The organism is Methylobacterium sp. J-001, assembly GCF_022829565.1.
Taxonomy (GTDB): Bacteria; Pseudomonadota; Alphaproteobacteria; order Rhizobiales; family Beijerinckiaceae; genus Methylobacterium.
Genome location: NZ_JAKSYN010000200.1, coordinates 37,009 through 62,570, shown reverse-complemented (window position 1 = coordinate 62,570; position 25,562 = coordinate 37,009). Strand labels below are relative to the sequence as shown.

The following is a 25,562-nucleotide window of genomic DNA, read 5'->3' as shown; positions in this document are numbered from 1 at the left end:
CGTGGCGCAGCCCGTGACGAGCGCAAGGGCCGAAACGCGCCGCCGCCCGGTCATCGAGCGCCTGGACTATCGCACGATCTGGCGCGAGTTTTGCCGTTGGCATCCCGCAACCTCGACGAACGGGATCCGATGAAACTTCGCCGCCTGCTTGCCGCTGCCGTCGCCGGCTCCTTCGTCGCGGCCGCCCCGGCCAACGCCGAGAGCGTCCTGCGCATTGCCATGACTGCCTCCGATATCCCCACCGCCACGGGGATGCCCAACAACGGCTTCGAGGGCATGCGCTTCCTCGGCTACCCGATCTTCGAGGGGCTGGTGCAGTGGGACCTCAAGAGCACGGCCAAGCTCGCCGGCATCGTCCCGGCCCTGGCGGAGCGCTGGGAGCAGGATCAAACCGACAAGACGATCTGGACCTTCCACCTCCGCCGGGGCGTCAGCTTCCATGACGGTACCCCGTTCAACGCCGACGCGGTGATCTGGAACCTCGACCGCTACTTCAAGAACGACAGCCCGCAATTCGAGCCGCAGGGGGCCGGCATCTCCCGGGCCCGAGCGCCCCTGGTCGGGAGCTACAGGAAGATCGACGATGCCACCGTGCAGATCACGACCACGCAGGTCGCGTCGTACTTCCCCGACATGGTGGTCTACCTGCTGTTCACTTCGCCCCAATCCTTCGAGAAGGCCGGGCGGGACTGGGCCAAGGTCGCGGCGCTGCCAGCAGCTGGAACTGGCCCGTTCAAGATCACCCGTGTCGCTCCGCGGGAATCGGTCGATCTGGCCAAGTTCGACGGCTACTGGGACCCGGGCCGGATGGCCAAGGTCGACAAGGTCCGGCTGATGCCGATCCCCGAAGCGAATGCCCGGGTCGCGGCACTGCGGTCGGGGCAGGTCGACTGGATCGAGGTGCCGGCGCCCGACGCGATCCCGTCCCTGAAGCAGGCGGGCTTCGCCATCACCACGGGCTCCTACCCGCATGTCTGGCCCTACATCTTCAACATCGGCGCCAAGGACAGCCCGCTGAAGGACGTGCGCGTCCGCCAGGCGCTGAACTACTGCGTCGACCGGGCCGCCATCGTTGAGCTGCTCAACGGCATGGCCGAGCCGGCCTCGGGCTGGCTCAACGACAAGGACCCGAATTTCGGTGCGCCGAAGAACCGGTACGTTTTCGACGCCGCCAAGGGCAAGGCGCTGCTGGCCGAGGCGGGCTATTCCGACAAGAAGCCGCTCAGCCTCAAGGTGATGATCTCGTCCTCGGGCTCGGGCCAGATGCTGCCGATGCCGATGAACGAGTACCTGCAGGAGAACCTGAAGCAGGCCTGCAACGTCGAGCTGAGCTTCAACGTGGTCGAGTGGCAGGTGCTGCTGAACTCGAGCCGGGCGCTGCCGGATGCGTCGAGCCTCCAGGGTTCGATGGCGCTCAACGTCTCTTCGCCCTCGTCGGACGCCAGCGTCATGGCGCGCTATTTCGCGGGCGACCGGTTCCCGCCGGGCGGCTTCAACTTCCCGAACTGGAAGGACGACGCGTTCGACGCCGCCCTCAAGGCGCTGGCCGAGACCGACGACACGAAGGTGATCGACGCGCAGACCGCGCTCGCCCACGAGCGGCTGGTGGACAATCCGCCCTGGTTGTTCATCGTGCACGACCTCAACCCGCGCGGGATGTCGAAGAAGATCCACGGCTTCGTCTCGCCGCAATCCTGGTTCGTCGACCTCACCCTCGTCAGCGTGCAGTGATCCCGATGGCTGATCTTGATCTCGTCGACGCGTCCGCGGCCGAACTCGCCAGGGCGATCGGATCGAAGACACTGTCCCCGGTGGACGCGGTCGACGCGCTGCTCGACCGGGTTGCGCAACTGGAGCCGAAGCTCCAGGCCTTCACGGAGGTGTTCGCCGCCGATGCGCGTCTGGCGGCCGAGGGCGCCGACCGGGCGATCCGTGCCGGGCACGCGGTCGGGCCGCTGCACGGCGTGCCGGTGGTGCTGAAAGACCTGATCGACCTGGAGGGCCGGATCACCATGGGCGGCTCGGCCGCCCACCGGGCGCGCCGGGCCGAGCGCACCGCGACCATCGCCCGGCGGCTGATCGCGCAGGGGATGATCGTGCTTGGCAAGACCCACACAGTCGAGTTCGCCTATGGCGGCTGGGGTACCAACCAGCATCTCGGCACCCCCTTGAACCCCTGGGATCCGGAGACGCCGCGCACGCCGGGCGGGTCGAGCAGCGGCACCGGGGTCGCGGTGGCGGCCCGGATGGCGCCCTGGGGCATCGGCACCGATACCGGCGGCTCGGTGCGCCTGCCCGCCGCCTTCTGCGGGCTGACCGGCCTGAAAGTCACGGTCGGACGCGTCTCGACCTGGGGGATCGTGCCACTCTCGACGACGCTGGACACGCCCGGCCCGCTGGCGCGCACCGTCGAGGATACCGCGCTCCTCTACGAGGCGATCTCCGGCCCCGACCCGCTCGATCCGACGACCCGCGGGATCGCCCCGGACGCGCCCTGGTTGACCCTGAACCGCGGCGTGCGCGGCCTGCGCCTTGGGCGGATGCCGGAAGCCGAGCGGGAGGGCGTCGCCGCCGACATGCTGGCGGCCTACGATGCGGCCCTCGATCTCCTGGCCCGGCAGGGCGCCGAGATCGTCGACGTCGCCCTGCCGTTCCGGTTCGCCGACTGCGTGGCGATGAGCGGGATCACCAACGCCGAGGCCTATTTCGTCAACGGCGCCCTCGCCGAGGACCCGGCCTCGCAGCTCGGCGACGCGGTGCGGGCCCGGATCCTGGCCGGCGCGACAGTCTCGGCCCAGGAGTATCTCGGTACGCTTCAGCGCCGCGCCGCCATGAAGGTCGCCTATGCCGCCGCCCTGGAGGGGATCGACGCCCTGCTGACGCCGACCACCGAATGCGCCGCCGTGGCGCTCACCGAGGTCGACGAGGCGCATCTGCCGTCGCGGTTCACCCGCTTCGGCAACCTGCTCGATCTGTGCGCGCTGGCGCTGCCCAACGGGTTCACATCCGCCGGGCTGCCGCTGTCGCTGCAGATCACCTGCCGGGGCTACGACGAGGCGATGGCCCTGCGGATCGGCCAGGCCTACCAGCAGGCGACCGACTGGCATCGGCGCCGCCCGCCGGTCTGACGCGTCGGGGGTTCAGCCGGCCGCGTATTCGAGCTGCGGCTCAAGCACGCGGGCGCTGTCCGCATGCATCGTGACCGGGATCATCTTGGCCGCCGGCGTCTTGCTGCCGGTGGCGTAGTGCCAGATCGGCATCAGGACGTTGCATTCCGGATAATAGCCACCGATGCAGCCGATCGGGATGTCGTAGGCGACGACCAGCAACCCGGCGAGCCGGCGGTCGATGCCGTCATGCGCGACGGTCTTGAGCGTGACCGCCTGCCCGACCTTGAGCCCCAGCCGGTCGATGTCCGACCGGTTCATCAGCACCACCTTACGGGTGTTGTTGATGCCCCGGAACCGGTCGTCGTAGCCGTAGACGGTCGTGTTGAACTGGTCGTTGCTGCGCAGGGTCATCAGGCGCAGCACGTCGTGCCCGATCGCGGGCATGTCGGCATCCTCGTCCAGCGCGTTCGGCGTGACGAAGTTGGCGCGGCCGGTATCGGTGCACCACTCGCGCCGCTTCACCGGCATGTCGCGCTGGAACCCGCCCGGCTCCCACATGCGCCGCTCGTAGTCCCAGAACGAGTCCGGCAGCGTCTCGCCGATCTCCTTCCGGATCTCGGCATAATCCTGCATGTAATCGTTCCATCGCACCCGCGGGTTGGGTTCGAGCACCGCCCGGGCGAGTTCGCAGATCAGCCGGATCTCGCTGATCAGGTGCGGCGAGGCGGGTTTGCGCAGCCCGCGATTGCCGTGCACGCAGGCCGAGGTGTCCTCCATCGAGAGCACCTGCGGGCCGGCCTTGGTCTCGTCGATCTCCAGGCGCCCGAGCACCGGCAGGATGTAGCTGATCTCCCCCGGCAGCAGGGCGCTGCGGTTGAGCTTGGTGATGACGTTGACGGTCAGGCGGATCCGGCGCCAGGCCGGCTCCATCTGGCCGTGATCGGGGATCGCCCGGACGAAGTTGCCGCCCAGCATGATGAAGGCGCGGACCTCGTCCTTGAGAACCGCCTCGCAGGCCTCGACCGTGTTGTAGCCGGCCTCGCGCGGCGGCTCGAAACCGAACTGCGCGCCCAGCCGGTCCAGCGGGAACAGCTCGGGCTTCTCGGTGATCCCGACCGTGCGCTGCCCCTGGACGTTGGAATGGCCCCGGACCGGGCAGATACCGGCGCCGCCGCGGCCCATATTGCCGCGCATCAGCAGCAGGTTGACCAGCATCTGGACGGTCTCGACGCCGGCCTGGTGCTGGGTGAGCCCCATGCCGTAGACGGCGATCACGGCCTTCGAGACGCTGTAGACCTTGGCGGTGGATTCCATGTCAGCCCGGTGCAGGCCCGAGCGCCGCTCGAGTTCGTCCCACTCCCGGGTCTCGAGCCAGGCAAGGAACTTGTCGAAGCCGTGGGTGTGCTCCTGGATGAAAGCCTCATCCAGCACCGGCTCACCGCCCTCGGCGAGCGACGCGTCGTGGAGGGCCAGCACCGCCTTGCAGATCCCGGCCAAAGCCGCGAGGTCGCCGCCCGCCTTGACCTGATGGTACTGCGAGCTGATCCGCGTCGCCTTGCGGCTCAGCATCTCGGCGGGGGATTGCGGGTTCAGGAAGCGTTCGAGCCCGCGCTCGCGCAGGGGATTGTAGGTGATGATCGGAACGCCGCGCTGGCTCGCCTCCTGCAGCGGGTGCAGCATGCGCGGGGAATTGCTGCCCGGGTTCTGGCCGAAGAACAGCAGGCAGTCGGCCTTGCCGAAATCGTCCAGCGCCACCGTGCCGATGCCCTGGCCGATGCTGGCCGGCAGCGCCACCGAGGTGGTCTCGTGGCACATGTTGGAGGAATCGGGCAGGTTGTTGTTGCCGTAGAGCCGGGCCAACAGCCCGTAGAGGTAGCTCCCCTCGTTCGAGAGGCGGCCGGAGCTGTAGAACACCGTGCCCTTCTTGCGGTCCTCCACGGCGCGCAGCTCGCGGGCGATCTCCTCGACCGCATGGCCCCAGGAGACCGGCACGTATTTGTCGCTCGCCGCGTCGTAGCGCAGCGGATGGGTCAGCCGGCCGGGCTGCTCGAGGTGGTAATCGTCCCAGTCCAGAAGCTCGGTAACCGTGTGCTTGGCGAAGAAGTCCGGCGTGCAGCGATGCGCGGTCAGCTCCCAGGCCACTGCCTTGACCCCGTTCTCGCAGAACTCGAAGGGCAGGGGGCTCGCCGGCTTCACCCAGGCGCAGCTGTTGCACTGGTAACCATCGACCTTGTTGTGACGTGTCAGCGCGACCGGAACGCTCGCCAGCACGCCCTCACGCCGCAGGATGTTGCCGACGGAGAGGGCTGATCCCCAACCGCCGGAGGGTAGACGGTACGGCTTGAAGGTGGGCTTTTCCAACGGGCGAACTCCGGGCCTGTAAGGCTGGGAAACACCTGCCGCCCACCGGTGTTTCCTAAAAGAGTTTCCGCATCCGGAAATTTATGTGCTGCTAACATACATCATTGATAGAGGTTAATATGGTCATCGGCCGCGATTACATGCTGAAAAAGCCGTCCGGCCCGTCAGTGTCGAAGCATTTTCTTCACACGCAGCTTGTGCCGCGTGCCGTCAATATTTCCGGAGCGCTGGAAGTGGCATTGAGCCGGGCCTCGGCACGGACCGGCATTCGCCCGGCCGTCATCCTCACCGGCATCGCGGCTGCGGCGGTGATGACGGTGTTCCGGCTCCGGCAAAGCCGCGCCGGAGCGGTCGAACGGAGGATGTGAGGTGGTCGCCGGGTGATCGCTTCGGCGCCGACGCGACTTTGCGACGGAAGCGTTGCACGACGCGGGTTGATCGGTCGGATTTCTGCCCTCGCCTACGAGCCGCGAGTCACGGCGCCGGAGCTTGTCCCGCCACCACCACGCCGAGCGTATCGAGCAGCGAGGAGCGCGCCCGGCTGACCCGACTCTTCACCGTACCGACCTGGCAGCCAAGCTTGTTCGCCGCTTCCTCGTAGGTGTGGCCCTCCGCACCGACCAGCAGCAGCGCCTGCCGCTGCGCGGCGGGCAAGGTCCCGAGCTGCTTCCAAACGACCTTGAGGGTGCTGGCATCCTCCTGGTCGGACAGGCTGGTCATCTGGCCGGCATGGGCGCCGTCCACATCCTCGACCTCGCGCCGGTTCTTGCGCAGCTCCGAGTAGAACTGGTTGCGCAGGATCGTGAACAGCCAGGCGGTGAAGTTCGTCCCGGGCCGGAACCGTGCCTGGTTGGCCCAGGCCTTCACGAAGGTTTCCTGCACGAGATCGTCGGCCCGGCTCACGTCGCCTACGAGCGACAGCGCGAAGGTCCGGAGGGACGGAAGCGCCGTGATGATATCGCTGCGGAAATCGAACGCCACGACTTGGCCGTACGCCGCCACGGCGGCCTCGAAGCGTGCGACGAGGCCGGCAAGCGGGGCCGGAAGCGGCTCTTGCTCGACAACCTGAAAATAGTCCCGGATCGGCAGAGCGAGGTGCTGGCCGATGATCGCGGCGTAGCCGGTCGCGCCGGCGCGCTCTGCCCCGTCCGACCCCGGCGCGTTATCATCAGTCATGCGCGTATCCTGGTCCCGATCGCCGAGTATACTGGAATTGGTCTAACGTCGGTAGCGCCCCAAGTCTGAACCGATGCCAAACACGCCCGTGAAAAATCGGAGGATTGCGCCATCCGCAGCGATCATGATTGATACATCGCAACGACAGTGGCCGGGGGCGAGGCAGCGGTGCAGAATGCCGATCGCCAGGAGGACGGATGAGCCACGACCACGCGCACCCGCATGATCACCCGCACGGCAGCGACCTCTCGCCCGTCGAGGCACGAGTCCGCGCCCTCGAATCCCTACTGACCGAGAAGGGCTATATCGATCCGGCAGCCCTCGACACCCTCGTAGACCTCTACGAGAACAAGGTCGGTCCGCATGCCGGAGCCCGGGTGGTGGCACGGGCCTGGGTCGATCCGGCTTACCGAGCCCGGCTCCTGTCCGACGCCACGCGGGCGATCGCCGAGCTCGGTATCGGCGGGCGGGGCGGGGAGCACATGGTGGTGGTGGCCAATACCCCCGAGACCCACAACCTTATCGTGTGCACGCTCTGCTCCTGCTATCCCTGGCCGGTGCTCGGCCTGCCGCCGATCTGGTACAAGGCGCCACCCTATCGTGCCCGGGCGGTGATCGACCCGCGCGGCGTGCTGGCCGAGTTCGGGGTATCGATTCCCGAATCCACCCGGATCACGGTCTGGGATTCCACGGCCGAGACCCGCTACATGGTCCTGCCGATGCGCCCCGCGAACACCGAAGGGTTCTCCGAGGAGGCCCTGGCCGCCCTCGTCACGCGCGACGCGATGATCGGCACGGGCCTGCCGGATTCCATGCCGCCGACCGCGCCGGAGATGCCGCTATGAATGGCGCCCAGGACCTCGGCGGCGCGCACGGCTTCGGGCCGGTGGTGCCCGAGCCGAATGAGCCGGTGTTCCATGCCGAATGGGAGCGTCGGGTCTTCGCGATGGCGATGGCCATGGGCTACACCGGCGCCTGGAACCTCGACGGCAGTCGTGCCACCCGGGAATCACTGCCGCCCGCCCAGTATCTCGGGTCTAGCTACTACGAAATCTGGCTGGCCGCCCTGGAGAAGCAGGTCGCCGCCACGGGTCTCGCGACGCCCGACGAGCTCGCCGCAGGCCAAGCTCTCGAGCCGTCCAAGCCGGTGACGCGGGTCCTGGCGCATGACGGTCTGGAGGCGCGCTTCAGGGCCGGCTTCCCGAGCAGTCGCGAACCAGCGGCTGCGGCCCGCTTCGCGGTTGGCGATCCCGTCATCGCCAGGAATGTCCACCCGACCGGGCATACCCGCCTGCCACGCTACGTCCGTGGGCGGCGGGGCCGGGTCGAGTGCGTTGATGGCACCTTCGTCTTTCCGGACACCAACGCCTACGGGGCGGGCGAGAACCCGACTTGGCTGTACACCGTCAGCTTCACGGCTCAGGAATTATGGGGCCCCAGCGGCGATCCGGGCGGGACCGTCACGGTGGCGGCCTTCGAACCCTATCTGGAGCCGGCGTGAGCACTCCATCACCCAAAGCCTTCGCGGCGCCCTGGGAGGCGCAGGTCTTCGCCCTCGTGGTGGCCCTGCAGGAGGCCGAGTTGTTCACCTGGTCCGAGTGGGCCGAGGCGCTCGGCCGGGAGATCCGGCCGGATGACGGGCCTGAGCGCACGGCGGATTACGGCGCGTGGCTCGCGACGCTGGAGAAGATCCTCACCGAGCGTGGGGTTACGGCCACCGAAAGCGTCGCCACGCGAACCGACGCGTTTCTCCGCGCCGCGGCTGCGACGCCGCACGGCCAACCGATCCGCCTGGAAAACGATCCGCTCTACCGGGCCTGAACCCGGAGGCTGTCGAGCGGTACCGGGGCGGCGTGCGGGCGACCGCTCAGCAATTGGTCAAGCAGCGCCAGAACCTCGGGCCGGCCGCAATTGCGCGTAGGCTCGAACGGTGTCCAGGTCTGGGTAAAGTCGAGGCGCTCGAACACATCGCGGTAGCGGCGCAACTCGCTCGGGGTGAGTGGCACGCCGCGTACGAAGGCCTTGTGCGCCGAGATCGTGGTGGCCCGGCGCGGATCGGCCGGATCCAGTTCGAACTTCAATGCGTCGCCGCAGAAACAGATCTTTCGCCCTCGGTCGTACAGAACGGCATGACCGTCGAAATGCCCTGCGGTGCGGTGCAGCTCCAGGCCCGGCAGGGGTTCCAGGAAATCGTCGTAGGGCCAGCTCACTTGAAGCGCGGCGCTCCAAGTGAAGTCGGCGGCCGGCAAGCAGAGCTCCGGGTCGAACCGGTCCTGAAGTTGCGTCAACGCCCCGTAGGCGTGCGGGTGCGAGGACGAGAGGACCTGCATGCCGCCAAGCGCCGCAATCTGGTCGAGGGCGGCCTCGCTGAAGACCGGGCAGCCCTCGAAGCCCATATTGCCGTGCTCGGTCCGGATCAGATAGGCGGAGGGCCCGATGCCGGAGACCGGCTCGTTCCAGAACCGCCAGACGCCGGGTTCCAACTCCTGCCAGTGGCACGGGAAGGCGTCCTGCGCCTCCCGGGTCGTGCGGAAGCGCCAGCCGTCCTGCGGGACCACGTGACGGGCGTCGAGGCACATCGGGCAGGACGGGGGCGCCTCGAAATGGCGCTGCCAGAACCCGCAATTGTCGCAGGTATAGGCCGGCAGCTTCAGGGCGCCCGCGAAGGGTAGATAGCCGGGCATCGTCTCGGATCTCTTTGTCTTAGATCTCTTTCGAGGAATGGTCCCCGAGGCTCCCAAAGGGCTCAGCCCCTTCGCAGAGTTCGGGGCAGAGCCCCTGAGACCTGCAGGACTTCTCTAGCGCATGCGATCGGGCAGCGCAGCGCGCCGCGGGCGGGTAGCCGCCACCGCAGCGGCGGCGAGCCCGAGAAGCGCGAGCCCGGCGAGCCCGCCGACCGCCAAGTCGCGGGTCCGGCTGGTGACAAACTCGCCCCGTGTGGATTTCATCCGGTCGTTGAACCGCCCGTCGATGCCGACCTCGCCGGGCACTGGATCGTACAGGTTGCCCTGCATCTCGGGGATGGTCGTGTCGGACAGCTGGGCCGACCACATCGAGGCGGCCTTACGGTCGGCGAGCGCGGGGGCGAGCGCCTGCGCGGCGGCCATCATCATCGATGAGCGCCCGACCCAGACCTCCCGGCGCGGATGCTCGACGGCGTAGACGATCGCCTCGGCACAGAGCCGCGGATCGAAGACCGGGTCCGGGGCATACTGGCGATGGCCGGTGTGGTTGCGCGCCCAGTTGAATTGCGGCGTGTTCACCGCCGGCAGATAGACCACGCTGAGGCTGACGGCGACGTCGTCGTGGAGCAGCTCGCAGCGCAGGGCATCGGTGAAGCCGGAGACGGCGAACTTGGCCGCGCAATAGGGTGCCTGGAGCGGCGCCGCCCGGATCGCCAGGCCGGAGGAGACCTGGATGATCGCACCGCGATTGCGCCGCTTCATGTAGCGGAGCGCCGCCAGGGTGCCGTAGACTTGGCTGAGATAGGTGGTCTCGGTGACCCGCCGGTACTCGTCCGGGGTGATCTGGTCGGCGGGGCTCACCACGGTCGACATGGCGTTGTTCACCCAGGCTCGGATCGGGCCGAGCTCGGCCTCGATCCGGGCGGCGGCCGCGTCGACGGCCGACGAATCAGCGACGTCGGCCGCGATCGCCAGAACCGGCTGGCCGTAGGCGGCGAGCGCCCGCTCGGCCGCAGCGAGCCGGCCGGGATCGCGGGCCACCACGGCCACAGACCAGCCGCCGGCGGCGAAGCGATGCGCGGTCGCGAGCCCGATTCCGGCGGTCCCTCCGGTAACGACTGCAACCCGTGCCATCCTGGCCTCACGCGAACGGTTAAGAATCGCTGCGGCAACGGGTGTGGCCGCCTCCGGTTGCGCCGCACCACCGTGCCGCAACGTCACGGCCGCCGGTCTTTTTGGAACCGTTGCGCAACGACCAACGACGAGCGCTGTTGATTCTGCGTAGTCGCGCGCCATCCAAACGCGGCCGGCCTCAAGGATCGCAGCCATGCGCTCTGGACGACGGTTCTCCCTGCCGATCGATCCCTGGCCGCAAGCCTCGCTCGGCGAGCGGATGTCGGTCGGCCTGGTCCTGACCCTGCTACTTGTCGTGCCGCTCTGCGCAGCCAGCGCGATGATGGTCGTGAGCGCGGCGATCGGGGCCTACATCACCTGGTCGTACGATCTCGGCGCGTCCTTGCGGGACGCCCTCGAGCGCCAGATCGGCCGGATGGCCGGCGCGCACGGACGCACGTTCCGGAAGGTCTGAGGTTCGGCTCGCGTCCAAGCCGGATCGGCAAGCAACTGTTGAAATCGTTCGCTGAACCGTCACAGCGAGCGCAGCGAAGCAACCCATGGCGACGCGCGATCCCCGAACCGGGGCGCGTCACTGGGTTGCTTCGCTGCGCTCGCAATGACGCTGTCGTTCGAATGCAGGCTGAACCGGTGTATGGCGACCCCGCAACCGCCACCTGACGCAAGGCCGATTTGACCTCGACGCATCGGCTGGGCCAGTCAGGTTCGGAACCGAGAGATCGCCATGTTCCGTTCCCTGATGAGTGCCCGGCGCTTCGCGCCACTGTTCTGGTGCCAGTTCTTCTCGGCGTTCAACGACAATTTCCTGAAGAACGCCCTGGCCTTCCTGATCCTGTTCGGGATCGGCGGGGAGGCGGATGCGCATGCGGGCGTGCTCGTCACCCTGGCGAGCGCCGTGTTCATCGGGCCGTTCTTCATCCTGTCGGGCCTGGGCGGCCAATGGGCCGACCGGTACGACAAGGCGCTGATGGCCCGGCGGCTCAAGTTCGCAGAAATCTTCGCCGCCGGGACCGCGGTGCTCGGCTTCCTGCTGCATTCGGTGCCAGTGCTGTTCGTGGCGCTCGGCCTGTTCGGGACGATCGCGGCCCTGTTCGGCCCGATCAAGTACGGGATCCTGCCGGACCACCTGCGCCGCGAGGAACTGCCGGCCGGCAACGCTTTGGTCGAGGCCGCGACCTTCCTGGCGATCCTGCTGGGCACGATCGCGGCGGGCGCGGCCTCGGCGATGGGCGGCTCCGGCTTGGTGTTCGGCGCGCTGGTGATGGGCTTCGCGGTTTTGTGCTGGCTCTCGGCCCGGATGATCCCGCCCACCGGGGAGGGGGCGCCGGACCTGAAGGTCGACCGCAACGTCGCGCGCTCCACCGCCTCCCTGCTGCGCGACCTCTGGGCCGACACGCGGCTGTGGCGCGGCTCCCTGACGGTGAGCTGGTTCTGGCTGGTCGGCGTCGTCGTTCTCTCGCTTCTGCCGGTTCTGGTGCGCGACGCCTTCAACGGCACCGAGACCGTGATCACCCTGCTGCTCGCGCTGTTCTCCATCGGCATCGCCGTGGGTTCGGGACTGGCCTCGTGGCTCGCCAGCGGCCGGATCGTGCTGCTGCCGACGCCGGTCGGGGCGGTGCTGATGGGCCTCTTCGGCCTCGACCTCGCCTGGACGATCGGACATCTGCCGCCACCACCCGCTGAAGCGATCGGCCCGCTCGCATTCCTGCAGACCGCAGAGGGCCTGCGCACCGCCATCGGCTTCCTCGGCCTCGCCGTCTCGGGCGGACTCTATATCGTCCCGTCCTTTGCGGCCGTGCAAGCCTGGACCGACAAGGCGATGCGCGCCCGCATCATCGGCGCGGTCAACGTCGTGACCGCGGCCTTCATGGTCGCCGGCACCCTGGCGCTGGCGGCCCTGCAGGGCGCCGGCCTGTCGATCGCCAGCCTCCTCGCCCTGGTGGGGGTGCTGAACCTGATCGTCGGCGCCGTCGTGTTCGCGACCCTGCCGACCAGCCCGTTCCGGGACGCGCTCTCGATCCTGTTCCGGGCCTTCTACCGCTTGGAGGTCCGCGGGCTCGACAACGTCGCGGCGGCCGGGCCGAACTGCATCCTGGCGCTCAACCACGTCTCGTTCCTCGACGCGCCGCTGGCCCTGTCGCTGCTCGACCAGGAGCCGGTCTTCGCGGTCGATAGCGGCATCGCCCAGCGCTGGTGGGTCCGGCCGTTCCTGCGGGTCACCAAGGCGATGCCGCTCGACCCGACCCGTCCGCTCGCGACGCGGACGCTGATCAACGCGGTCAAGAGCGGCGAGACGCTGATCATCTTCCCCGAGGGCCGGCTCACCGTCACGGGCAGCCTGATGAAGGTCTATGACGGCGCTGGGCTCATCGCCGACAAGTCGGGCGCCATGGTGGTGCCCGTGAAGATCGACGGGCTGGAGCGCACCGCCTTCTCGCGCCTGTCCCGCGGGCAGGTCCGCCGCCGCTGGTGGCCCAAGGTGACCGTGACGGTGCTGCCGCCGGTGCGGCTGAGGGTGGACGACACCCTGCGGGGCAAGGCCCGGCGGCAGGCCGCTGGCGCGGCCCTCTACGGCATCATGTCGGACCTGCTGTTCCGCACCGCCGACACGAACCGCGGCCTGATGGCGGCGCTGATCGATGCCGGCGACCGCCACGGCTGGCGCCGCACCGCGCTCGAGGACCCGGTCACCGGTCGCATGAGCTACAGCCGGCTGGTGCTCGGCGCGAACGTGCTCGGCCGCAAGCTGATGCCGCTTGTGCCGGAGGGCGGCCGGATCGGTGTGATGCTGCCCAACGCCAACGGCGCGGCCGTGACCCTGTTCGCCCTCGCCTCGGCGGGCCGGGTGCCGGCGATGATAAACTTCTCCGCCGGGGCGGCCAACGTGCTTTCGGCGTGCCGGGCGGCGCAGGTCGACAGGATCCTGACTTCTCGGGCCTTCATCGAGAAAGGACGGCTCGGCACCCTGATCGAGGCCATCAAGGAATCGGTGGAGCTGGTCTACCTGGAGGACGTGCGCGCCACCGTCACCACGCCGGACAAGATCCGCGCCCTGCTGGCCGGGCGCAAACCCATGGTGAAGCGCACCGGCGAGGATCCGGCCGCCGTCCTGTTCACCTCGGGCAGCGAGGGCACGCCCAAAGGCGTAGTGCTGGCCAACCGCTGCATGCTCGCCAACGTCGCCCAGGTGGCGGCCCGGATCGATTTCGGGCCCACCGACAAGGTGTTCAACGTGCTGCCGGTGTTCCATGCCTTCGGGCTGACCGCCGGGCTGGTCCTGCCCCTGGTCTCCGGGGTGCCGGTCTATCTCTACCCATCGCCGCTGCACTACCGGATCGTCCCGGAGCTGATCTACGGCTCGAACAGCACGGTCCTGTTCGGCACCGACACGTTCCTCACCGGCTATGCCCGGGCCGCGCATTCCTACGACCTCCGCTCGCTCCGCTACGTGGTGGCCGGCGCCGAAGCCGTGAAGGAATCCACCCGCAAGACCTGGGGCGAGAAGTTCGGGCTGCGCATCCTGGAGGGCTACGGCGTCACCGAATGTGGGCCGGTGGTTGCGCTGAACACGCCGATGTTCAACCGCTTCGGCACGGTCGGGCGGATCCTGCCCGGCATCGAGACCCGCCTGGAGCCGGTGCCCGGGATCGCGGAGGGCGGACGCCTCTCACTCCGGGGACCAAACATCATGCTGGGCTATCTGCGGGCGGAGAAGCCCGGCGTGCTGGAGCCGCCGCCGGACGGCTGGCACGACACCGGCGACATCGTGGCGATCGACGCCATGGACTTCGTCACGATCAAGGGCCGGGCCAAGCGCTTCGCCAAGATCGCCGGCGAGATGGTGTCGCTGGCCGGCATCGAAGCGCTCGCAGCCGAACTCTGGCCGAACCATCCGAGCGCGGTGGCGGCCGTGCCGGATGTGCGCAAGGGCGAGCGGCTGGTGCTGTTCACCCAGGAGACGGGCGCGACGCGCGCCGCCTACCAGAGTTTCGCCAAGGAGCGCGGCGCCTCGGACGTGGCGATCCCCGCCGAGGTGGTGGTGCTGGAGGCGATCCCGATGCTCGGCAGCGGCAAGGTCGATCAGGTTTCCGTCGTCAAACTCGCGCTGGAGCGCGCTCGGGAATCGGCCGCCGCCTGAGCGGCCGTCTTGTCCGCCCGACCCGCGTCCCCCAAACAGGGGATGCGGGCGTCGGCGCGATCGCATGGTATCGGGAATACAGTCATGATTCGATCAATCCTAAGTGATTGAGATTCGTCGACTGGATTTCGCGATTCGTGCACGTGTCGACGAGGAGTTGAACATGCTCAAAGGCAGGCGATTTCCGATCTGGCTGACCCGGCGGGCCTATTTCAAGCGGATCGAGCGCTGGGCAAAACCCGTCAAGACCCGCAAGCCCGCGCCGCAGATCCTCGAGGCCGAGCCCGCAATTCTTTCCTCCAACGTCGTCCCTTTCCCGATCCGGGTGGGGCCGGTGGGCCGGCCGACCTTCCCGGGCATGCGCGGCGTCGGCATCGGCTGAGCCGAAATTCCGGGACTTGCTGGCGCCGGCAGATCAGTGAATCTGTGGCCCCCGGGAGACTCGGGACCAGGAGGATGCGTGCCGGACCACAGGGTTGATCCGAGCGCCGCAGCATCGTCCCGGTGCCCCCAGCGCCGCGTCACTGGGGTGAGCCTCGGGATCGCGGCGCTCGTGCTGGGGTTCCTGGCGGCCGGTGCCGGCATGCTCTGGCGCTACGCCGCAGCGCTGCCACCCCTCGACCTCGCGGCGGCCTCGGCGCGCTCGACCGTGGTGCTCGACCGGTCCGACACGCTGCTGCGCCCCTTCGCCACCGCGGACGGCCGATGGCGCCTGCCGGTCACCGCCGCGACCGTCGATCCACGCTACCGGGCGATGCTGCTCGCCTACGAGGACCGGCGCTTCGGATCCCATCCGGGCGTCGACCCGGTGGCGATTCTGCGCGCCGCCGGCCAATGGCTGGCCCATGGGCGGATCCTCTCCGGCGGCTCGACCCTGTCGATGCAGGTCGCCCGCCTGGTCGAGCCGCGCCACGGGCGCTCGCTGGAGGCCAAGCTCCGCCAGATCGTGCGGGCGCTGGCGCTGGAGCGCCATCTCGGCAAGGCGGCGCTCCTCGATCTCTACCTGGCGCTCGCCCCCTATGGCGGCCCGCTCGAAGGTGTGCGGGCGGCGAGCCTTTCCTATTTCGGGCGGGAGCCGGCGCGGCTCACGGCGGGGCAGGCGGCTCTGCTGGTCGCCCTGCCGCAATCCCCAGAGACCCGCCGGCCGGACCGATTCCCCGGCCGCGCCCGGGCCGCCCGCGACCGGGTGCTCGACCTGGCGGCGCGCCGCGGCGTCCTCACCCCGGCGGAGGCCGCAGCGGCCAAGGCGGAGCCGGTGCCGACCGAACGCGAGCCGTTCCCGATGCTCGCGGCCCACGCCGCCGAGGAGGCGGTGGCGGCCGAGCCCGGGGCGCCGGTGATCCGCCTGTCCATCGACGGCCGCCTCCAGGCGCGGCTGGAGACGCTGGCGGCCGAGCGCGCCGCCGCGGCTGGTCCGGCCCTGTCGGCCGCGATCCTGGTGCTCGACAACCGCGACGGCCGGGTCCTCGCCCAGGTCGGCAGCGCCGGCTACCTCGACCCGACCCGGCGCGGGGCGATCGACATGACCCTGGCGGTGCGCTCGCCGGGCTCGGCCCTGAAACCCTTCGTCTACGCCCTGGCCTTCGAGAACGGTCTCGCCCATCCCGAGACGCTGCTGGAGGACCGCCCGGCGCGGTTCTCGGCGAGCTACGCGCCGGAGAATTTCGACTTGACCTTCCAGGGGACGGTCACCGCAAGGCGCGCCCTGCAGCTCTCGCTCAACGTGCCCGCGGTGGCGCTGATGGAGGCGGTGGGGCCGGCGCGCTTCATCGCCCGGCTGCGGGCGGCAGGCGCCGCGATCCAGCTCCCCCGCGAGGCGGCGCCGGGCCTGCCGGTGGCCCTGGGTGGCCTCGGCATCACCCTGACCGACCTCGCCCGGCTCTATGCGGGGCTCGCCCGGGGCGGGACGGTCCCGGACATCCTGCGCCGGGCTGGGGATTCCGCCGCGACCGGCCCAGAGCACCGGATCAGCGAGCCGGTGGCGGCCTGGTACATCGCCGATATCCTTCGCGGAACGCCGCCGCCCGAGAACGCGCTGCCGAACCGCATCGCCTACAAGACCGGGACCTCCTTCGGCTACCGTGACGCCTGGGCGGCAGGGTTCGACCGGCGCGTCACGATGGTGGCCTGGATCGGGCGTCCCGACGGCGCATCGGTGCCCGGCCTCGTCGGCCGCATGGCCGCCGCGCCGATCCTGTTCGATGCCTTCGCGCGGCTCGGCACCGAGCCCGAGCCGATCCCGCCGCCCGCCAACGTACTGAGCGCAGCCGCATCGCTTAGTCTGCCGCCGCCGCTGCGCCACCTGCAGCGCGACGGCGCGGACATGCAGGGCCCGGCGCTCAAGATCGCCTATCCCCCGGACGGGGCCCACATCGATCTCGGCCTCGCGGGCGAACACGCGGAGGAGCGCGAGCCAGCAGGCCCCGGTCTCGCCCTCAAGGCGCTCGGCGGTGTGCCGCCGCTGACCTGGCTGGTCGACGGCCAGCCGGTGGCGCAGACGGCGCGGCGCCGGGCCGAGTGGGTCCCGGACGGAGCCGGATTCGTCCGGATCTCGGTTCTCGATGCAACGGGGGCGAGCGACAGCGTCTCCATCCGTCTGGAGTGACGTCGCGGATCAGAGATTTCGCGACGAACATGCCTGGGTGCGTCATTCTGCAGCCACCAATACGCTCGCGAGGCCCAATCTTTCTATTCGGATTCATCGGTCGTCAACGAATACCGGTCTAAAGCTCACCGGTGAGGTCGGTGATGGCTTGGAAGGTCGGCGCCGCGATCGCGGTGCTTCTCGGATTGGTCGGTGTAGCGGCGGGACTCGGAAGCGGTGGCGATCCGCGCCGAGCCGGCTGGCGTGAGACCTATCGGCCGCCCGCCGAGATCCCGTTCCCCAGTGAGAACCCCTATTCCGCCGCCAAGGCCGAGTTGGGCCGGCGGCTGTTCTTCGATCCGATTTTGTCCGGCGACGGCACCCGCGCCTGCGCAACCTGCCACATCCCAGATCTCGCCTGGGGCGACGGGCGTGCGCGCGCCGCGACCCGGATGCAGGGTGACATGGACCTGCGCACGCCGACCCTCATCAACGTCGCCTGGCAGGATGGCCCCCTCGGGTGGGACGGGAAGTTCCGGACCCTCGAAACCGTCGCCGCCATGCCGATGACGTCGCCTGCAAACATGAATCTGCCGATGGCAGATGCGCTCGCTCGGCTCTCCGCCGATGCGAGCTACGCGGCCGCCTTCGCCACCGCCTTCAAAGATCCGGCCATCACCCGTGACCGGCTCGAGGCGGCGCTCGCCACCTTCGAGCGTCTGATCGTCGCCGGAACGACCCCGTTCGATCGCTGGATCGCCGGCGACGAGGCCGCCATCGCCGAGCCGGCCAAACGCGGGTTCGACCTATTCAACGGCCGCGCCGACTGCGCCAGCTGCCATTCCGGCTGGTCGTTTACCGACAACTCGTTCCACGATATCGGCGTGGGCACCGGCACCGATATCGGCCGCGGCCGCCTCATGCCGACCTCGGTCGCCCTGCGCTACGCCTTTAAGACGCCGACGCTCCGGGAGATCGGCAAGCGCGGCCCCTACATGCATGACGGCTCGGTCGCGACCCTGGCAGCCGTCATCGACCTCTACGACCGCGGCGGGATCGACCGTCCGAGCCGCTCCCGATCGATCAAGCCGCTCCATCTCAGCGCAGCTGAGCGGGCGGACCTGCTGGCGTTCCTGTCGACCCTCTCGACCGGGACGGGTCCCGACCTAACGGCGGCGTCATTCACAGCGGCCGTTCCGGCGCCGTAAGACGAATCGGATCGTCACCGCGTCAGCGCCGGCTGGGGCACGCTGGCCCCCCGACGCTCGCCCGTCTGCAGGGCGGCGACGATGCGAGCCTCGCTGATCGCGTATTGGTGGGACAGACTCGCGAGGCTGAGGATGATCCACACGCTCCCGAGCACGCTGGCCACCACGACTCCGAGCAGGACGTAGACCGTCCGGGTGTTGCGCCGCACTTCCACCGACAGGTCGTGGACGAGTTCCCGGTTGCTCTGAGAGAGCGAGTCCCGAGCCGCAACCAGCTCGTTGTGCATCTCGCTGATGACGTGGGTCGCGTTGTACAGCAGCAGCAGGTGGACGACGAAATCGTCGTCCGTGGTGGTGTTGAGAGCGGCCGCGACGCGCACGGCAAGCTGCCGCTCCCAAGGCAGGAGCGCCCGGCCGTGAACCGTCCGGTAGAACCGCTCGAGGTTGTTCACGGACGGAAGGCCTCGCGCCAGGCCGTGTGGAAGTTGCGCCGCAGGCGCCGGCCCTCGACGCGCAGGCGCATCGGCGCGGTGGTCGCCAGTTCCAGCCACGTCGTATGCTGGATCCGCAGCGCCTCGATCAAGCGCTCGCCAATCCGCTCGATCTCGGTGGTGCGGAAGTTCGGCTGCGCTCGCAGCTGCCGCACCACGTCGGAGGCTTCCAGATAGTCGAAATTGGTCGCCGGAGCGGTGTTCTTGGCCAGGATCGCCCGGTCGCATTCGAGCAGCAGCGGCCGCAATTCCCGGAGCACGTCCAGGGCGGTCGGATCGACGGCGCCCGCGGCCACGACCACGCAGAGGCGGATCTTATCCTCGCGGCAGCTTTCGACGATGATCTCGGTGCTGCGCCGGGTCGTCTCGGTGTCGCCAGCTGGGAAATCGACCACCACGAAGCGCTCGGCGGCGTCGGACACGCGCTCGATCAGGTCCTGGACGAGGGTCGGGTCGACGCGGCCGGTGGAATCCTCCGCGCGCAGGCGCTGCCGGAAGCAGGACACGCCCGGACGGCGCGGCACGAAGTTCTGGCTGCCCGGCTCGGTCTCGCGCATCAGCGCCGTGTGGAAGTGGCGGTTGGCCGGGTCGGTGTCGACCGCCAGAACCGGGCCGACCTCGGCGGCGAGATCGGCGATCTGCAGGGCGATGGTCGTCTTGCCGACGCCACCCTTGCCGCCGAGGCACAAGATCAGGACCTTCGCATTGCCCGGCCCTAGTAGATCCTGCTGGATCTCCTGGATCTCGGAGGGGCTGTACCAGACCGGAGCCTTGAGCTGCGTGGTATCGGTCATCGATGGGTCTCCTTGGCTTGAAAGGCGCAGGGCGACATCCGCGCGTGCGGTGCTGCAGCGCGCGGGCAGGGTCCTGCAGGGGTTTCAGGGTTGATGAGATCGATCCGCGGGGATCCGGCCAGGCGAGGGTGTCCGCAGGCCGACGACGCGGTTGGGCACAAGAGGGCAGGGGAACTTCAAGCAGCCGGTCCGATCGCGCGCGACGTGTCGAGGCTGCCAGCCGGCTTTGTCCGAGCCCCGCTATGCGCAAGCGGGCCGATCCCGGACCGACGGGTGGCCGAGGCCGCATGACCCCGCGGGATGATGCCCAGTCCGAGCATCACGCCGGGCAGGCCTGGAACCGGAAACGTCGCCCACTTCACAGCTTGCACTCCGTTGCCAGCTCAGGGCCGCGATGGGCTCCGGTCCGGTCTTCGTCTCGCCAGCGTCGCGCAAGGCCGAGAGTTCGCCCAGACGAGGGCCAGAGGCAAGCCTACAATCAAAGACATTGACAGCTTATCCTCTGCTATGATCGCAGGCACGGAGAGTTACCCGCGCAAAATATCCCTCTTTTATAGCATCATTGGCCGACACATGCGCAAAGTCGACCAATCGATTTCGAATATTTCTTCGTAAATGCGACAAACATCCAGCGCAGAGACGAATAATCATCGATTCGACTGAAATCGCAGTTCGGCCTTCTCAGCAGGCTCAGGCCGTCGGCTGTCGAGGCGCGTTCCGGACCGATCGGCGGCGATCCAACGGCAGGCGATCATAATCCGGGCCTGGACCGCAGAGGGGGCAACGCCGCCAGGCTCTTCTCTTGCCGCGGTGCCCATTCGTGTGGGCTTGCGCAGACCGTGATGGGATGCGGCCGGCCAATCCTGGCTTCGGGCCGCCGATCCACGGCGCAACTGGAATTCGGCAGGCTTGCCGGCAGAATCCACAGCGTTAACCTTCCACTCATATTCGTTAATAAACCATTGGCGGGACGCCTATTAATCTATCTAAATAGCCCAGTAACCACGGTGTGAACGTGCACCGGCGAGGCTCCGATGCTAGCATTCAAGACTAAGCACATATCAGCCAGGTACGCCCTCGCCGGGGCCGGGGTCGCAAGCCTCGCGGCCACCGGGGAGGCCCAGGCCCACGTCAAATGGTTCTGCGCCTATGACGTCGCCGGGCAGCCGCAGGGCCTGGAACAGGTGCTCTGCGCCAACTTCGAAGGGCTGACCGTGCTGGCCCTGGTGTGCCTGATGTTCGGGTGCCTGGCCGAGGGGACGCCGCTCGGCGGCGCCTTGCTCAACGCGCTGGATCGTGTGACCTCCCGGGTCCGAACCGACACCGAGCTGCTGGTCCGCGCCACGCTGGGCTTCTTCTTCGTCTCGCTCTGGGAGCTGGGCGGCATCATTCTGACCCCGGAACTGAAGACCGACGTCGCCTGGATCCCGTGGTTCCAGCTGGCGCTGGCCACCTGCCTGATCTGGCGGCGGACCATGCCGCTCACCGGGCTCGGCATCGTGTTCCTGTTCAGCTTCGCCACCGCGCAATACGGCGTGTTCCACCTCGCCGACTATCCGATCTTCCTGGGCGTAGCCGTCTACCTGATCTGCCGCGGTCTCGACCTCTCGCCCTTCAACATCCGTCCGCTGGATATCGTGCGCTGGACCGCCGCGATCACGCTGATGTGGGCCTCCATCGAGAAGTGGGCCTATCCGGAATGGACCGCGCCGCTCCTGGCCGCCAAGCCGCAGATGACGCTCGGCGCCACCCCCGAACTGTTCATGCAGGCCGCTGGCGTCATCGAGTTCACCCTGGCCTTCGCGCTGATCTGGACTCCGCTGGTCCGGCGCGTCGCGGCGATTATCCTGGCAGCGATCTTTGTCTCGGCGGTGTTCGAATTCGGCAAGGTCGACGCGATCGGCCATTCCGGGATCATCGTGGTGCTGCTCGGCATCGCCGCCGACGATGTCCGGATGGCGGTCCGCGCCCGGGACGTGGTGCTGGCACCGGCCTGGTACGGCGCAGCCCTGGCGATCTTCCTCTTCCTCTACTACGCCGGCCACGCGGCCCTGTTCGGCGGGCTCGGGACGCTGCCGGTGATCTGAGCGCCGCTCAACGCGCCGCGATGAGCGGCGCGAACACGTCGGTGAGCCCGGTGATCAGGATCTGGGTCCCGACGCAGAGCAGCAGGAAGGCGAACAGGCGCCCGGTGACCCGGGCACGGGCCGGGCCGATCAGCGCCACCACCCGGTCGGCCGAGGCGTAGATCAGCGCGACCGCCAGCGCTACGACCAGGGCCGCCAGGGTGACGCCGAGATAGAAGCCGAACCGGTCGGCATAGGCCGCGGGCCGGTTCGCGCCCAGTGTGATCGCCACCGCGATGGTGCCCGGCCCGGTGGTGAACGGCAGGGTCAGCGGGAAGAACGCGATCTCGGCGAGCGGCCCCGGCGCCGGATCCCGGTTCGCCTCGATCAGGATCGTCGAACCCCGATCGTTCGAGCCCCGATCCTTCGAACCCGAAGCCTCCGCCTGCTTACGCGCCTCGCGGGCCTCGGGGCGGTTCAGCTGGGTCCAGGCCGAGGACATCACCACCAGCCCGCCGGCGATCCGCAGGGCCGCCAGGGTCACGCCGAAGAAGTTGAGGATCGGCGTGCCGGCCCAGAGCGCGCCGAGCATCACCAAGGCGGCGTAGACCCCGATCTTGCGGGACAACAACACCCGCTCGGCGTGGCTGTAGGCGCTGGTCACCTGCGCGAAGATGAAGGCTCCGCCGATCGGGTTCACGATCGCGATCAGGCCCGAGAGGGCGAGCAGGAACTGCTGAATGGTGAAATCGATGCTCATGAGGGCCGCCGCCTAGAGCAAGCGGGCCGCCACGGCCAGCGTCGCGAGCGCGTCAGCCCGGGGAGGGTGCCGGCACCAGCACCCGGGCGGGGGCGAGGCGGCGGGCACGGCGCACCTGCTGGACCGCCACCGGGCGGTAGAGCTGCTTGGTCGCGTGGACGACGTGCAGGCCGGCGAACGGCAGGGCCAAGCCCGAGCCGAGGCGCTCCCAGGCGGGCCCCGTACGCAGCATCAGCCGCGAGCGTACCGGCGGCATGTACAGGGTCTCGGCCCAGCCCTCCGGAGAGAACAGCGTGTCGCGCATCAGCCGGCCCAGTTGCGAGCGGCTGTAGGGCTGGCCGTGGCCGAACGGCGTCGCCTCGCGCCGGGCCCAGACGCCGCGCCGGTTGGGCACCACCAGGATCATCCGGCCGCCGGGGGTGAGGGTGCGCCAGACCTCCTGCAGCAGCTCCGTCGGGCTCTCCACCGATTCGAGAGCGTGGACCAGCACGACCCGGTCGATGGCGGCCTCGGGCAGCGGCATCATGGTCGGGTCGGCCAGCGCCGTGCAGGACCGGCCGGTGCCCGGCCAGTTCACCACACCCTGAGTGGCCGGCATGAAGGCGAGGGTCCGTTCCGCGATGCAGTGGATCGGCCCGAGATAGGGCGTCGCGTAACCGATCCCGAGGACGCTCAGTCCCGACACCGAGCCGAGAAACCCGTGGAGAACACGGGCGACGACGCGGTGCGTCTCGACCCCCAGGGGGCTGGCGTAGAAGGCGCGCAAACCGTTGACGTCGAGACGCATGGAAGAACAGGACCGAGTCCGGAACGACGATTCCGACTCAATGGTGGGCCGCGGTGCCCGCGGCAAGCATCTTGGGATGTTACACCAACGGAACCGGGCCTGATCGCCGCCGGTTCACGGCAGCAGATTCTGCGCTTCGCCGCATCTGCGAATCTTCGCGTACCCTGGAGAGGGAATCCGATGGCTGCCGAGACCGAGATCAAAACGTTCCTGTGCCGCAGCGACAATATCGGCGTCCTGATCCGCGATCCCGCAACCGGCGCCTGTGCGGCGATCGATGTGCCGGAGGCCGGCCCGGTCCTGAAGGCCCTGGACGAGACCGGCTGGCGCCTCACCGACATCCTGGTCACCCACCGGCACGGCGACCATATCGATGGCATCCCTGACGTGAAGCGCGCCACCGGTGCCCGGGTGGTGGCCCCCGCCAAGGCGGGCAACGCCATCCCGGACGTGGATGTCACGGTCGGGGAGGGCGATACCGTACAGGTCGGAGGGCTCCTGGCCCAGGTTTGGGAGACCCCCGGCCATTGTGCCGACCACGTCACCTACTGGTTCGCCGAGGCCGGGATCGTCTGCTCGGGGGACACGCTGTTCACCCTCGGCTGCGGTCGTGTGATGGAGAGCCCGCCCGAGACCCTATGGCGCTCCCTGCGCCGATTCGAGCAGCTGACCGACGAGACCCGGGTGTTCAGCGGCCACGACTACGTCCTGTCCAATGCTCGCTTCGCCCTTGTGGCGGACCCGGAGAACCGCGACTTGATGGCGCGCAAGGCCGAGGCCGAGCGGGCCAAGGCCGAGGGGCGTTTCCTGATTCCATCGACTATGGGCGCAGAGCGCGCGACCAATCCGTTTCTGCGCAGCAACCTTCCAGCGCTGGCTAAATCAATCGAATTTGCGCCCGGCACAGATCCGGAAGCGGTGTTTGTGGCACTGCGTGCGTGGAAGGACCGCTTCTAGAGCCGGTGATAACCAAGAAAATTTTGTTGCGTTCTCAAGCCGAACTGACACATACCCTTTGCAAGCGGTACCAATCCGCTCAGTCAACGGGCTCCCGGGGGGAAGCCGTAACGTCAACGCGAAGCGCCGGGACGCTTCCGCCGGTCTGATGGGGGTCCGTCTCGCCCTACCACCTGTCCACCTCCCGCCTTCCGCTCCCGTTCCTGAAGTCAGAGTCCGACGGGGCCAGGGAAGAGGCGATCAGCGCGAAGATCAAGGTTCCAGGAACCGACACGACGGCCGGTGACGCGCTGCGCGACACCGGCGAGGTCGCAACGAACGCCCGTCCCCGCGCGCCGGTCGCGGCCGATGTTCGGCTGCTCGGCATCGCTACCAAGCACCTCTCCCGCCTCGGGCCGAAACGCGTGACGGTGGTGGCCGTCGCAGCTGAAGCCGGCATGACGCATGCCAACGTCTACCGCTACTTCCCGTCGAAGGATGCGCTCCTCGACGCGGTGGCCGGACGCTGGCTGCGCGAAGTCGAGGCCCGGCTCGCCGGCATCGCCGACGCGCCCGACCCGGCCGACGACAAGATCGAGCGTCTGCTCACGGCCCTCGCCACGGTGCAGCGCGACGCCCTGTTCGACGAGCCGAACCTGTTCGCGGTGCATCTCGACGCCACGGTGTCGGCCCGACCCATAGCCAGGCGGCACCGCGTCCGCCTGCGCAGCCTGGTCGAGCGGGTGGTGGAGGAGGGCATCACGTCCGGCATCTTCTCCGCCCGGGACCGAGAGCGGGCCATCGCCTACATTTTCGATGCGAGCTACCGCTTCACCCATCCCCTTGCGATCCAGCACGACGCCGAGGTCCCGCGTGACCTGATCGAGGCCCGGTTCGGGGCGGTCATTCACGCGATCCAGCGCGTCTTGCGCTCCGGGATCCTCTGAGTTCGCGTAGCGCGCGGCCCGGCACCGGCTCATGCCTTTCAAGGCCCGGACCTCGCGTCCGGGCCTTCTGCGTTTCCTGCCGTCCGGCGACGGTTCGATCCCCAGCACGAGAGAGCCGGAAACACTGAAATGACAAGCTCTCGAATCTGTCATCTGAGCGTTGCCACTGCGACCGGGCAGAGTGCAGTGCACCTAATACCCTCGCGTCATTGAGGTTTCATCGGCTGAGCCTGCGACATCCGAGCGCTGGCGCGAGTCGAACCGCCACCGCTGCAACTACCCATCGGGTTGAAGCGACGAGGCTTTTCGGCCACACAGCCGCGCAGATTCCAGAGCGGCGAATCCCGTGTCGGAGCCGACCAGCGGACGGTCCCGGCACCTCGCCG

At 68.7% G+C, this 25,562-nt stretch carries 22 protein-coding genes; 14 read left to right on the top strand and 8 right to left on the bottom strand.

The window, feature by feature from the left end:
• The first annotated feature begins 129 nt into the window (after positions 1-129).
• Positions 130-1,731, top strand: a complete 1,602-nt coding sequence (locus MKK65_RS24615; protein ID WP_243960596.1) for an ABC transporter substrate-binding protein — start codon at positions 130-132, stop codon at positions 1,729-1,731.
• Positions 1,732-1,736: 5 nt separating this feature from the next.
• Positions 1,737-3,128, top strand: coding sequence for an amidase (locus tag MKK65_RS24610; protein WP_243960595.1), 1,392 nt, complete (start codon positions 1,737-1,739; stop codon positions 3,126-3,128).
• A gap of 12 nt (positions 3,129-3,140) precedes the next feature.
• On the opposite strand, the gene MKK65_RS24605 is transcribed toward MKK65_RS24610, so the two are convergent.
• Positions 3,141-5,471, bottom strand: a complete 2,331-nt coding sequence (locus tag MKK65_RS24605) for an FdhF/YdeP family oxidoreductase (protein ID WP_243960594.1) — start codon at positions 5,469-5,471, stop codon at positions 3,141-3,143.
• Positions 5,472-5,590: 119 nt separating this feature from the next.
• Here MKK65_RS24605 and MKK65_RS24600 point away from each other — a divergent pair, with 119 nt between their 5' ends.
• Positions 5,591-5,839, top strand: coding sequence for a hypothetical protein (locus MKK65_RS24600; protein WP_243960593.1), 249 nt, complete (start codon positions 5,591-5,593; stop codon positions 5,837-5,839).
• Positions 5,840-5,945: 106 nt separating this feature from the next.
• Here the strand turns inward: MKK65_RS24600 and MKK65_RS24595 are convergent, their stop codons facing one another.
• Positions 5,946-6,647 (bottom strand): sigma-70 family RNA polymerase sigma factor, encoded by a 702-nt coding sequence (locus MKK65_RS24595; RefSeq protein ID WP_058191087.1) that lies wholly within the window; start codon positions 6,645-6,647, stop codon positions 5,946-5,948.
• Positions 6,648-6,844: 197 nt separating this feature from the next.
• Here MKK65_RS24595 and nthA point away from each other — a divergent pair, with 197 nt between their 5' ends.
• Genes nthA through MKK65_RS24580 form a run of 3 tightly spaced genes read left to right on the top strand, consistent with a single transcriptional unit; the run spans position 6,845 to position 8,468 of the window.
• The gene (nthA, locus tag MKK65_RS24590) at positions 6,845-7,492 is read left to right on the top strand and encodes a nitrile hydratase subunit alpha (protein WP_243960592.1); all 648 of its coding nucleotides are present in this window, start codon (positions 6,845-6,847) and stop codon (positions 7,490-7,492) included.
• Complete coding sequence (gene nthB / locus MKK65_RS24585) at positions 7,489-8,148, top strand: nitrile hydratase subunit beta (RefSeq protein WP_243960591.1); 660 nt, start codon at positions 7,489-7,491, stop codon at positions 8,146-8,148. Before nthA ends, nthB begins: the two co-directional genes overlap by 4 nt.
• A complete protein-coding gene (locus MKK65_RS24580; RefSeq protein ID WP_243960590.1) occupies positions 8,145-8,468 on the top strand; it encodes a nitrile hydratase accessory protein in 324 nt (107 codons plus the stop codon). The genes nthB and MKK65_RS24580 overlap by 4 nt, the downstream gene beginning before the upstream one ends.
• Here the strand turns inward: MKK65_RS24580 and MKK65_RS24575 are convergent.
• Both MKK65_RS24575 and MKK65_RS24570 read right to left on the bottom strand, forming a co-directional pair.
• Positions 8,456-9,331: an MBL fold metallo-hydrolase gene (locus MKK65_RS24575; protein WP_243960589.1), complete on the bottom strand. Its 876-nt coding sequence runs from the start codon at positions 9,329-9,331 to the stop codon at positions 8,456-8,458. The genes MKK65_RS24580 and MKK65_RS24575 overlap by 13 nt on opposite strands.
• Before the next feature lie 114 nt (positions 9,332-9,445).
• Positions 9,446-10,465: an SDR family oxidoreductase gene (locus tag MKK65_RS24570; RefSeq protein ID WP_243960588.1), complete on the bottom strand. Its 1,020-nt coding sequence runs from the start codon at positions 10,463-10,465 to the stop codon at positions 9,446-9,448.
• Between the two features lie 193 nt (positions 10,466-10,658).
• On the opposite strand from MKK65_RS24570, the gene MKK65_RS24565 reads away from it, so the two are divergent.
• From MKK65_RS24565 to MKK65_RS24545, 5 genes are all read left to right on the top strand, one after another.
• Complete coding sequence (locus MKK65_RS24565; RefSeq protein ID WP_243960587.1) at positions 10,659-10,919, top strand: hypothetical protein; 261 nt, start codon at positions 10,659-10,661, stop codon at positions 10,917-10,919.
• Positions 10,920-11,189: 270 nt separating this feature from the next.
• Positions 11,190-14,603 (top strand): acyl-[ACP]--phospholipid O-acyltransferase, encoded by a 3,414-nt coding sequence (locus MKK65_RS24560; protein ID WP_243960586.1) that lies wholly within the window; start codon positions 11,190-11,192, stop codon positions 14,601-14,603.
• 103 nt (positions 14,604-14,706) lie between these two features.
• Positions 14,707-14,985, top strand: coding sequence for a hypothetical protein (locus MKK65_RS24555; protein WP_243960585.1), 279 nt, complete (start codon positions 14,707-14,709; stop codon positions 14,983-14,985).
• Between the two features lie 78 nt (positions 14,986-15,063).
• Complete coding sequence (pbpC, locus tag MKK65_RS24550; RefSeq protein WP_409565494.1) at positions 15,064-17,208, top strand: penicillin-binding protein 1C; 2,145 nt, start codon at positions 15,064-15,066, stop codon at positions 17,206-17,208.
• 143 nt (positions 17,209-17,351) lie between these two features.
• The gene (locus MKK65_RS24545; protein ID WP_243960584.1) at positions 17,352-18,395 is read left to right on the top strand and encodes a cytochrome-c peroxidase; all 1,044 of its coding nucleotides are present in this window, start codon (positions 17,352-17,354) and stop codon (positions 18,393-18,395) included.
• A 14-nt stretch (positions 18,396-18,409) separates the two neighbouring features.
• On the opposite strand, the gene MKK65_RS24540 is transcribed toward MKK65_RS24545, so the two are convergent.
• Both MKK65_RS24540 and MKK65_RS24535 read right to left on the bottom strand, forming a co-directional pair.
• Positions 18,410-18,847, bottom strand: a complete 438-nt coding sequence (locus MKK65_RS24540) for a hypothetical protein (RefSeq protein WP_243960583.1) — start codon at positions 18,845-18,847, stop codon at positions 18,410-18,412.
• A complete protein-coding gene (locus tag MKK65_RS24535; protein WP_243960582.1) occupies positions 18,844-19,680 on the bottom strand; it encodes an ArsA-related P-loop ATPase in 837 nt (278 codons plus the stop codon). Before MKK65_RS24535 ends, MKK65_RS24540 begins: the two co-directional genes overlap by 4 nt.
• Before the next feature lie 1,034 nt (positions 19,681-20,714).
• Between MKK65_RS24535 and MKK65_RS24530 the strand changes: the two genes are divergently transcribed.
• Positions 20,715-21,767, top strand: a complete 1,053-nt coding sequence (locus MKK65_RS24530) for a hypothetical protein (protein WP_243960581.1) — start codon at positions 20,715-20,717, stop codon at positions 21,765-21,767.
• 7 nt (positions 21,768-21,774) lie between these two features.
• Here the strand turns inward: MKK65_RS24530 and MKK65_RS24525 are convergent, their stop codons facing one another.
• Positions 21,775-22,506 (bottom strand): MarC family protein, encoded by a 732-nt coding sequence (locus tag MKK65_RS24525; protein WP_243960580.1) that lies wholly within the window; start codon positions 22,504-22,506, stop codon positions 21,775-21,777.
• A gap of 52 nt (positions 22,507-22,558) precedes the next feature.
• Complete coding sequence (locus MKK65_RS24520; protein WP_058191102.1) at positions 22,559-23,293, bottom strand: methyltransferase domain-containing protein; 735 nt, start codon at positions 23,291-23,293, stop codon at positions 22,559-22,561.
• A gap of 180 nt (positions 23,294-23,473) precedes the next feature.
• Between MKK65_RS24520 and gloB the strand changes: the two genes are divergently transcribed.
• On the top strand, positions 23,474-24,250 hold the full coding sequence (gloB, locus tag MKK65_RS24515) for a hydroxyacylglutathione hydrolase (RefSeq protein ID WP_243960579.1): 777 nt from the start codon (positions 23,474-23,476) through the stop codon (positions 24,248-24,250).
• Between the two features lie 290 nt (positions 24,251-24,540).
• On the top strand, positions 24,541-25,176 hold the full coding sequence (locus tag MKK65_RS24510; RefSeq protein WP_279596955.1) for a TetR family transcriptional regulator: 636 nt from the start codon (positions 24,541-24,543) through the stop codon (positions 25,174-25,176).
• Positions 25,177-25,562: the final 386 nt, after the last annotated feature.

What these genes read in the sequence shown, in the direction of transcription:
- MKK65_RS24615 (WP_243960596.1), top strand. Translation starts at nt 130, where the DNA reads ATGAAACTTCGCCGCCTGCTTGCCGCTGCCGTCGCCGGCTCCTTCGTC.
- MKK65_RS24610 (WP_243960595.1), top strand. Translation starts at nt 1,737, where the DNA reads ATGGCTGATCTTGATCTCGTCGACGCGTCCGCGGCCGAACTCGCCAGG.
- MKK65_RS24600 (WP_243960593.1), top strand. Translation starts at nt 5,591, where the DNA reads ATGGTCATCGGCCGCGATTACATGCTGAAAAAGCCGTCCGGCCCGTCA.
- MKK65_RS24595 (WP_058191087.1), bottom strand. Translation starts at nt 6,647, where the DNA reads ATGACTGATGATAACGCGCCGGGGTCGGACGGGGCAGAGCGCGCCGGC.
- nthA (WP_243960592.1), top strand. Translation starts at nt 6,845, where the DNA reads ATGAGCCACGACCACGCGCACCCGCATGATCACCCGCACGGCAGCGAC.
- nthB (WP_243960591.1), top strand. Translation starts at nt 7,489, where the DNA reads ATGAATGGCGCCCAGGACCTCGGCGGCGCGCACGGCTTCGGGCCGGTG.
- MKK65_RS24575 (WP_243960589.1), bottom strand. Translation starts at nt 9,331, where the DNA reads ATGCCCGGCTATCTACCCTTCGCGGGCGCCCTGAAGCTGCCGGCCTAT.
- MKK65_RS24570 (WP_243960588.1), bottom strand. Translation starts at nt 10,465, where the DNA reads ATGGCACGGGTTGCAGTCGTTACCGGAGGGACCGCCGGAATCGGGCTC.
- MKK65_RS24565 (WP_243960587.1), top strand. Translation starts at nt 10,659, where the DNA reads ATGCGCTCTGGACGACGGTTCTCCCTGCCGATCGATCCCTGGCCGCAA.
- MKK65_RS24560 (WP_243960586.1), top strand. Translation starts at nt 11,190, where the DNA reads ATGTTCCGTTCCCTGATGAGTGCCCGGCGCTTCGCGCCACTGTTCTGG.
- MKK65_RS24545 (WP_243960584.1), top strand. Translation starts at nt 17,352, where the DNA reads ATGGCTTGGAAGGTCGGCGCCGCGATCGCGGTGCTTCTCGGATTGGTC.
- MKK65_RS24535 (WP_243960582.1), bottom strand. Translation starts at nt 19,680, where the DNA reads ATGACCGATACCACGCAGCTCAAGGCTCCGGTCTGGTACAGCCCCTCC.
- MKK65_RS24530 (WP_243960581.1), top strand. Translation starts at nt 20,715, where the DNA reads ATGCTAGCATTCAAGACTAAGCACATATCAGCCAGGTACGCCCTCGCC.
- MKK65_RS24525 (WP_243960580.1), bottom strand. Translation starts at nt 22,506, where the DNA reads ATGAGCATCGATTTCACCATTCAGCAGTTCCTGCTCGCCCTCTCGGGC.
- MKK65_RS24520 (WP_058191102.1), bottom strand. Translation starts at nt 23,293, where the DNA reads ATGCGTCTCGACGTCAACGGTTTGCGCGCCTTCTACGCCAGCCCCCTG.
- gloB (WP_243960579.1), top strand. Translation starts at nt 23,474, where the DNA reads ATGGCTGCCGAGACCGAGATCAAAACGTTCCTGTGCCGCAGCGACAAT.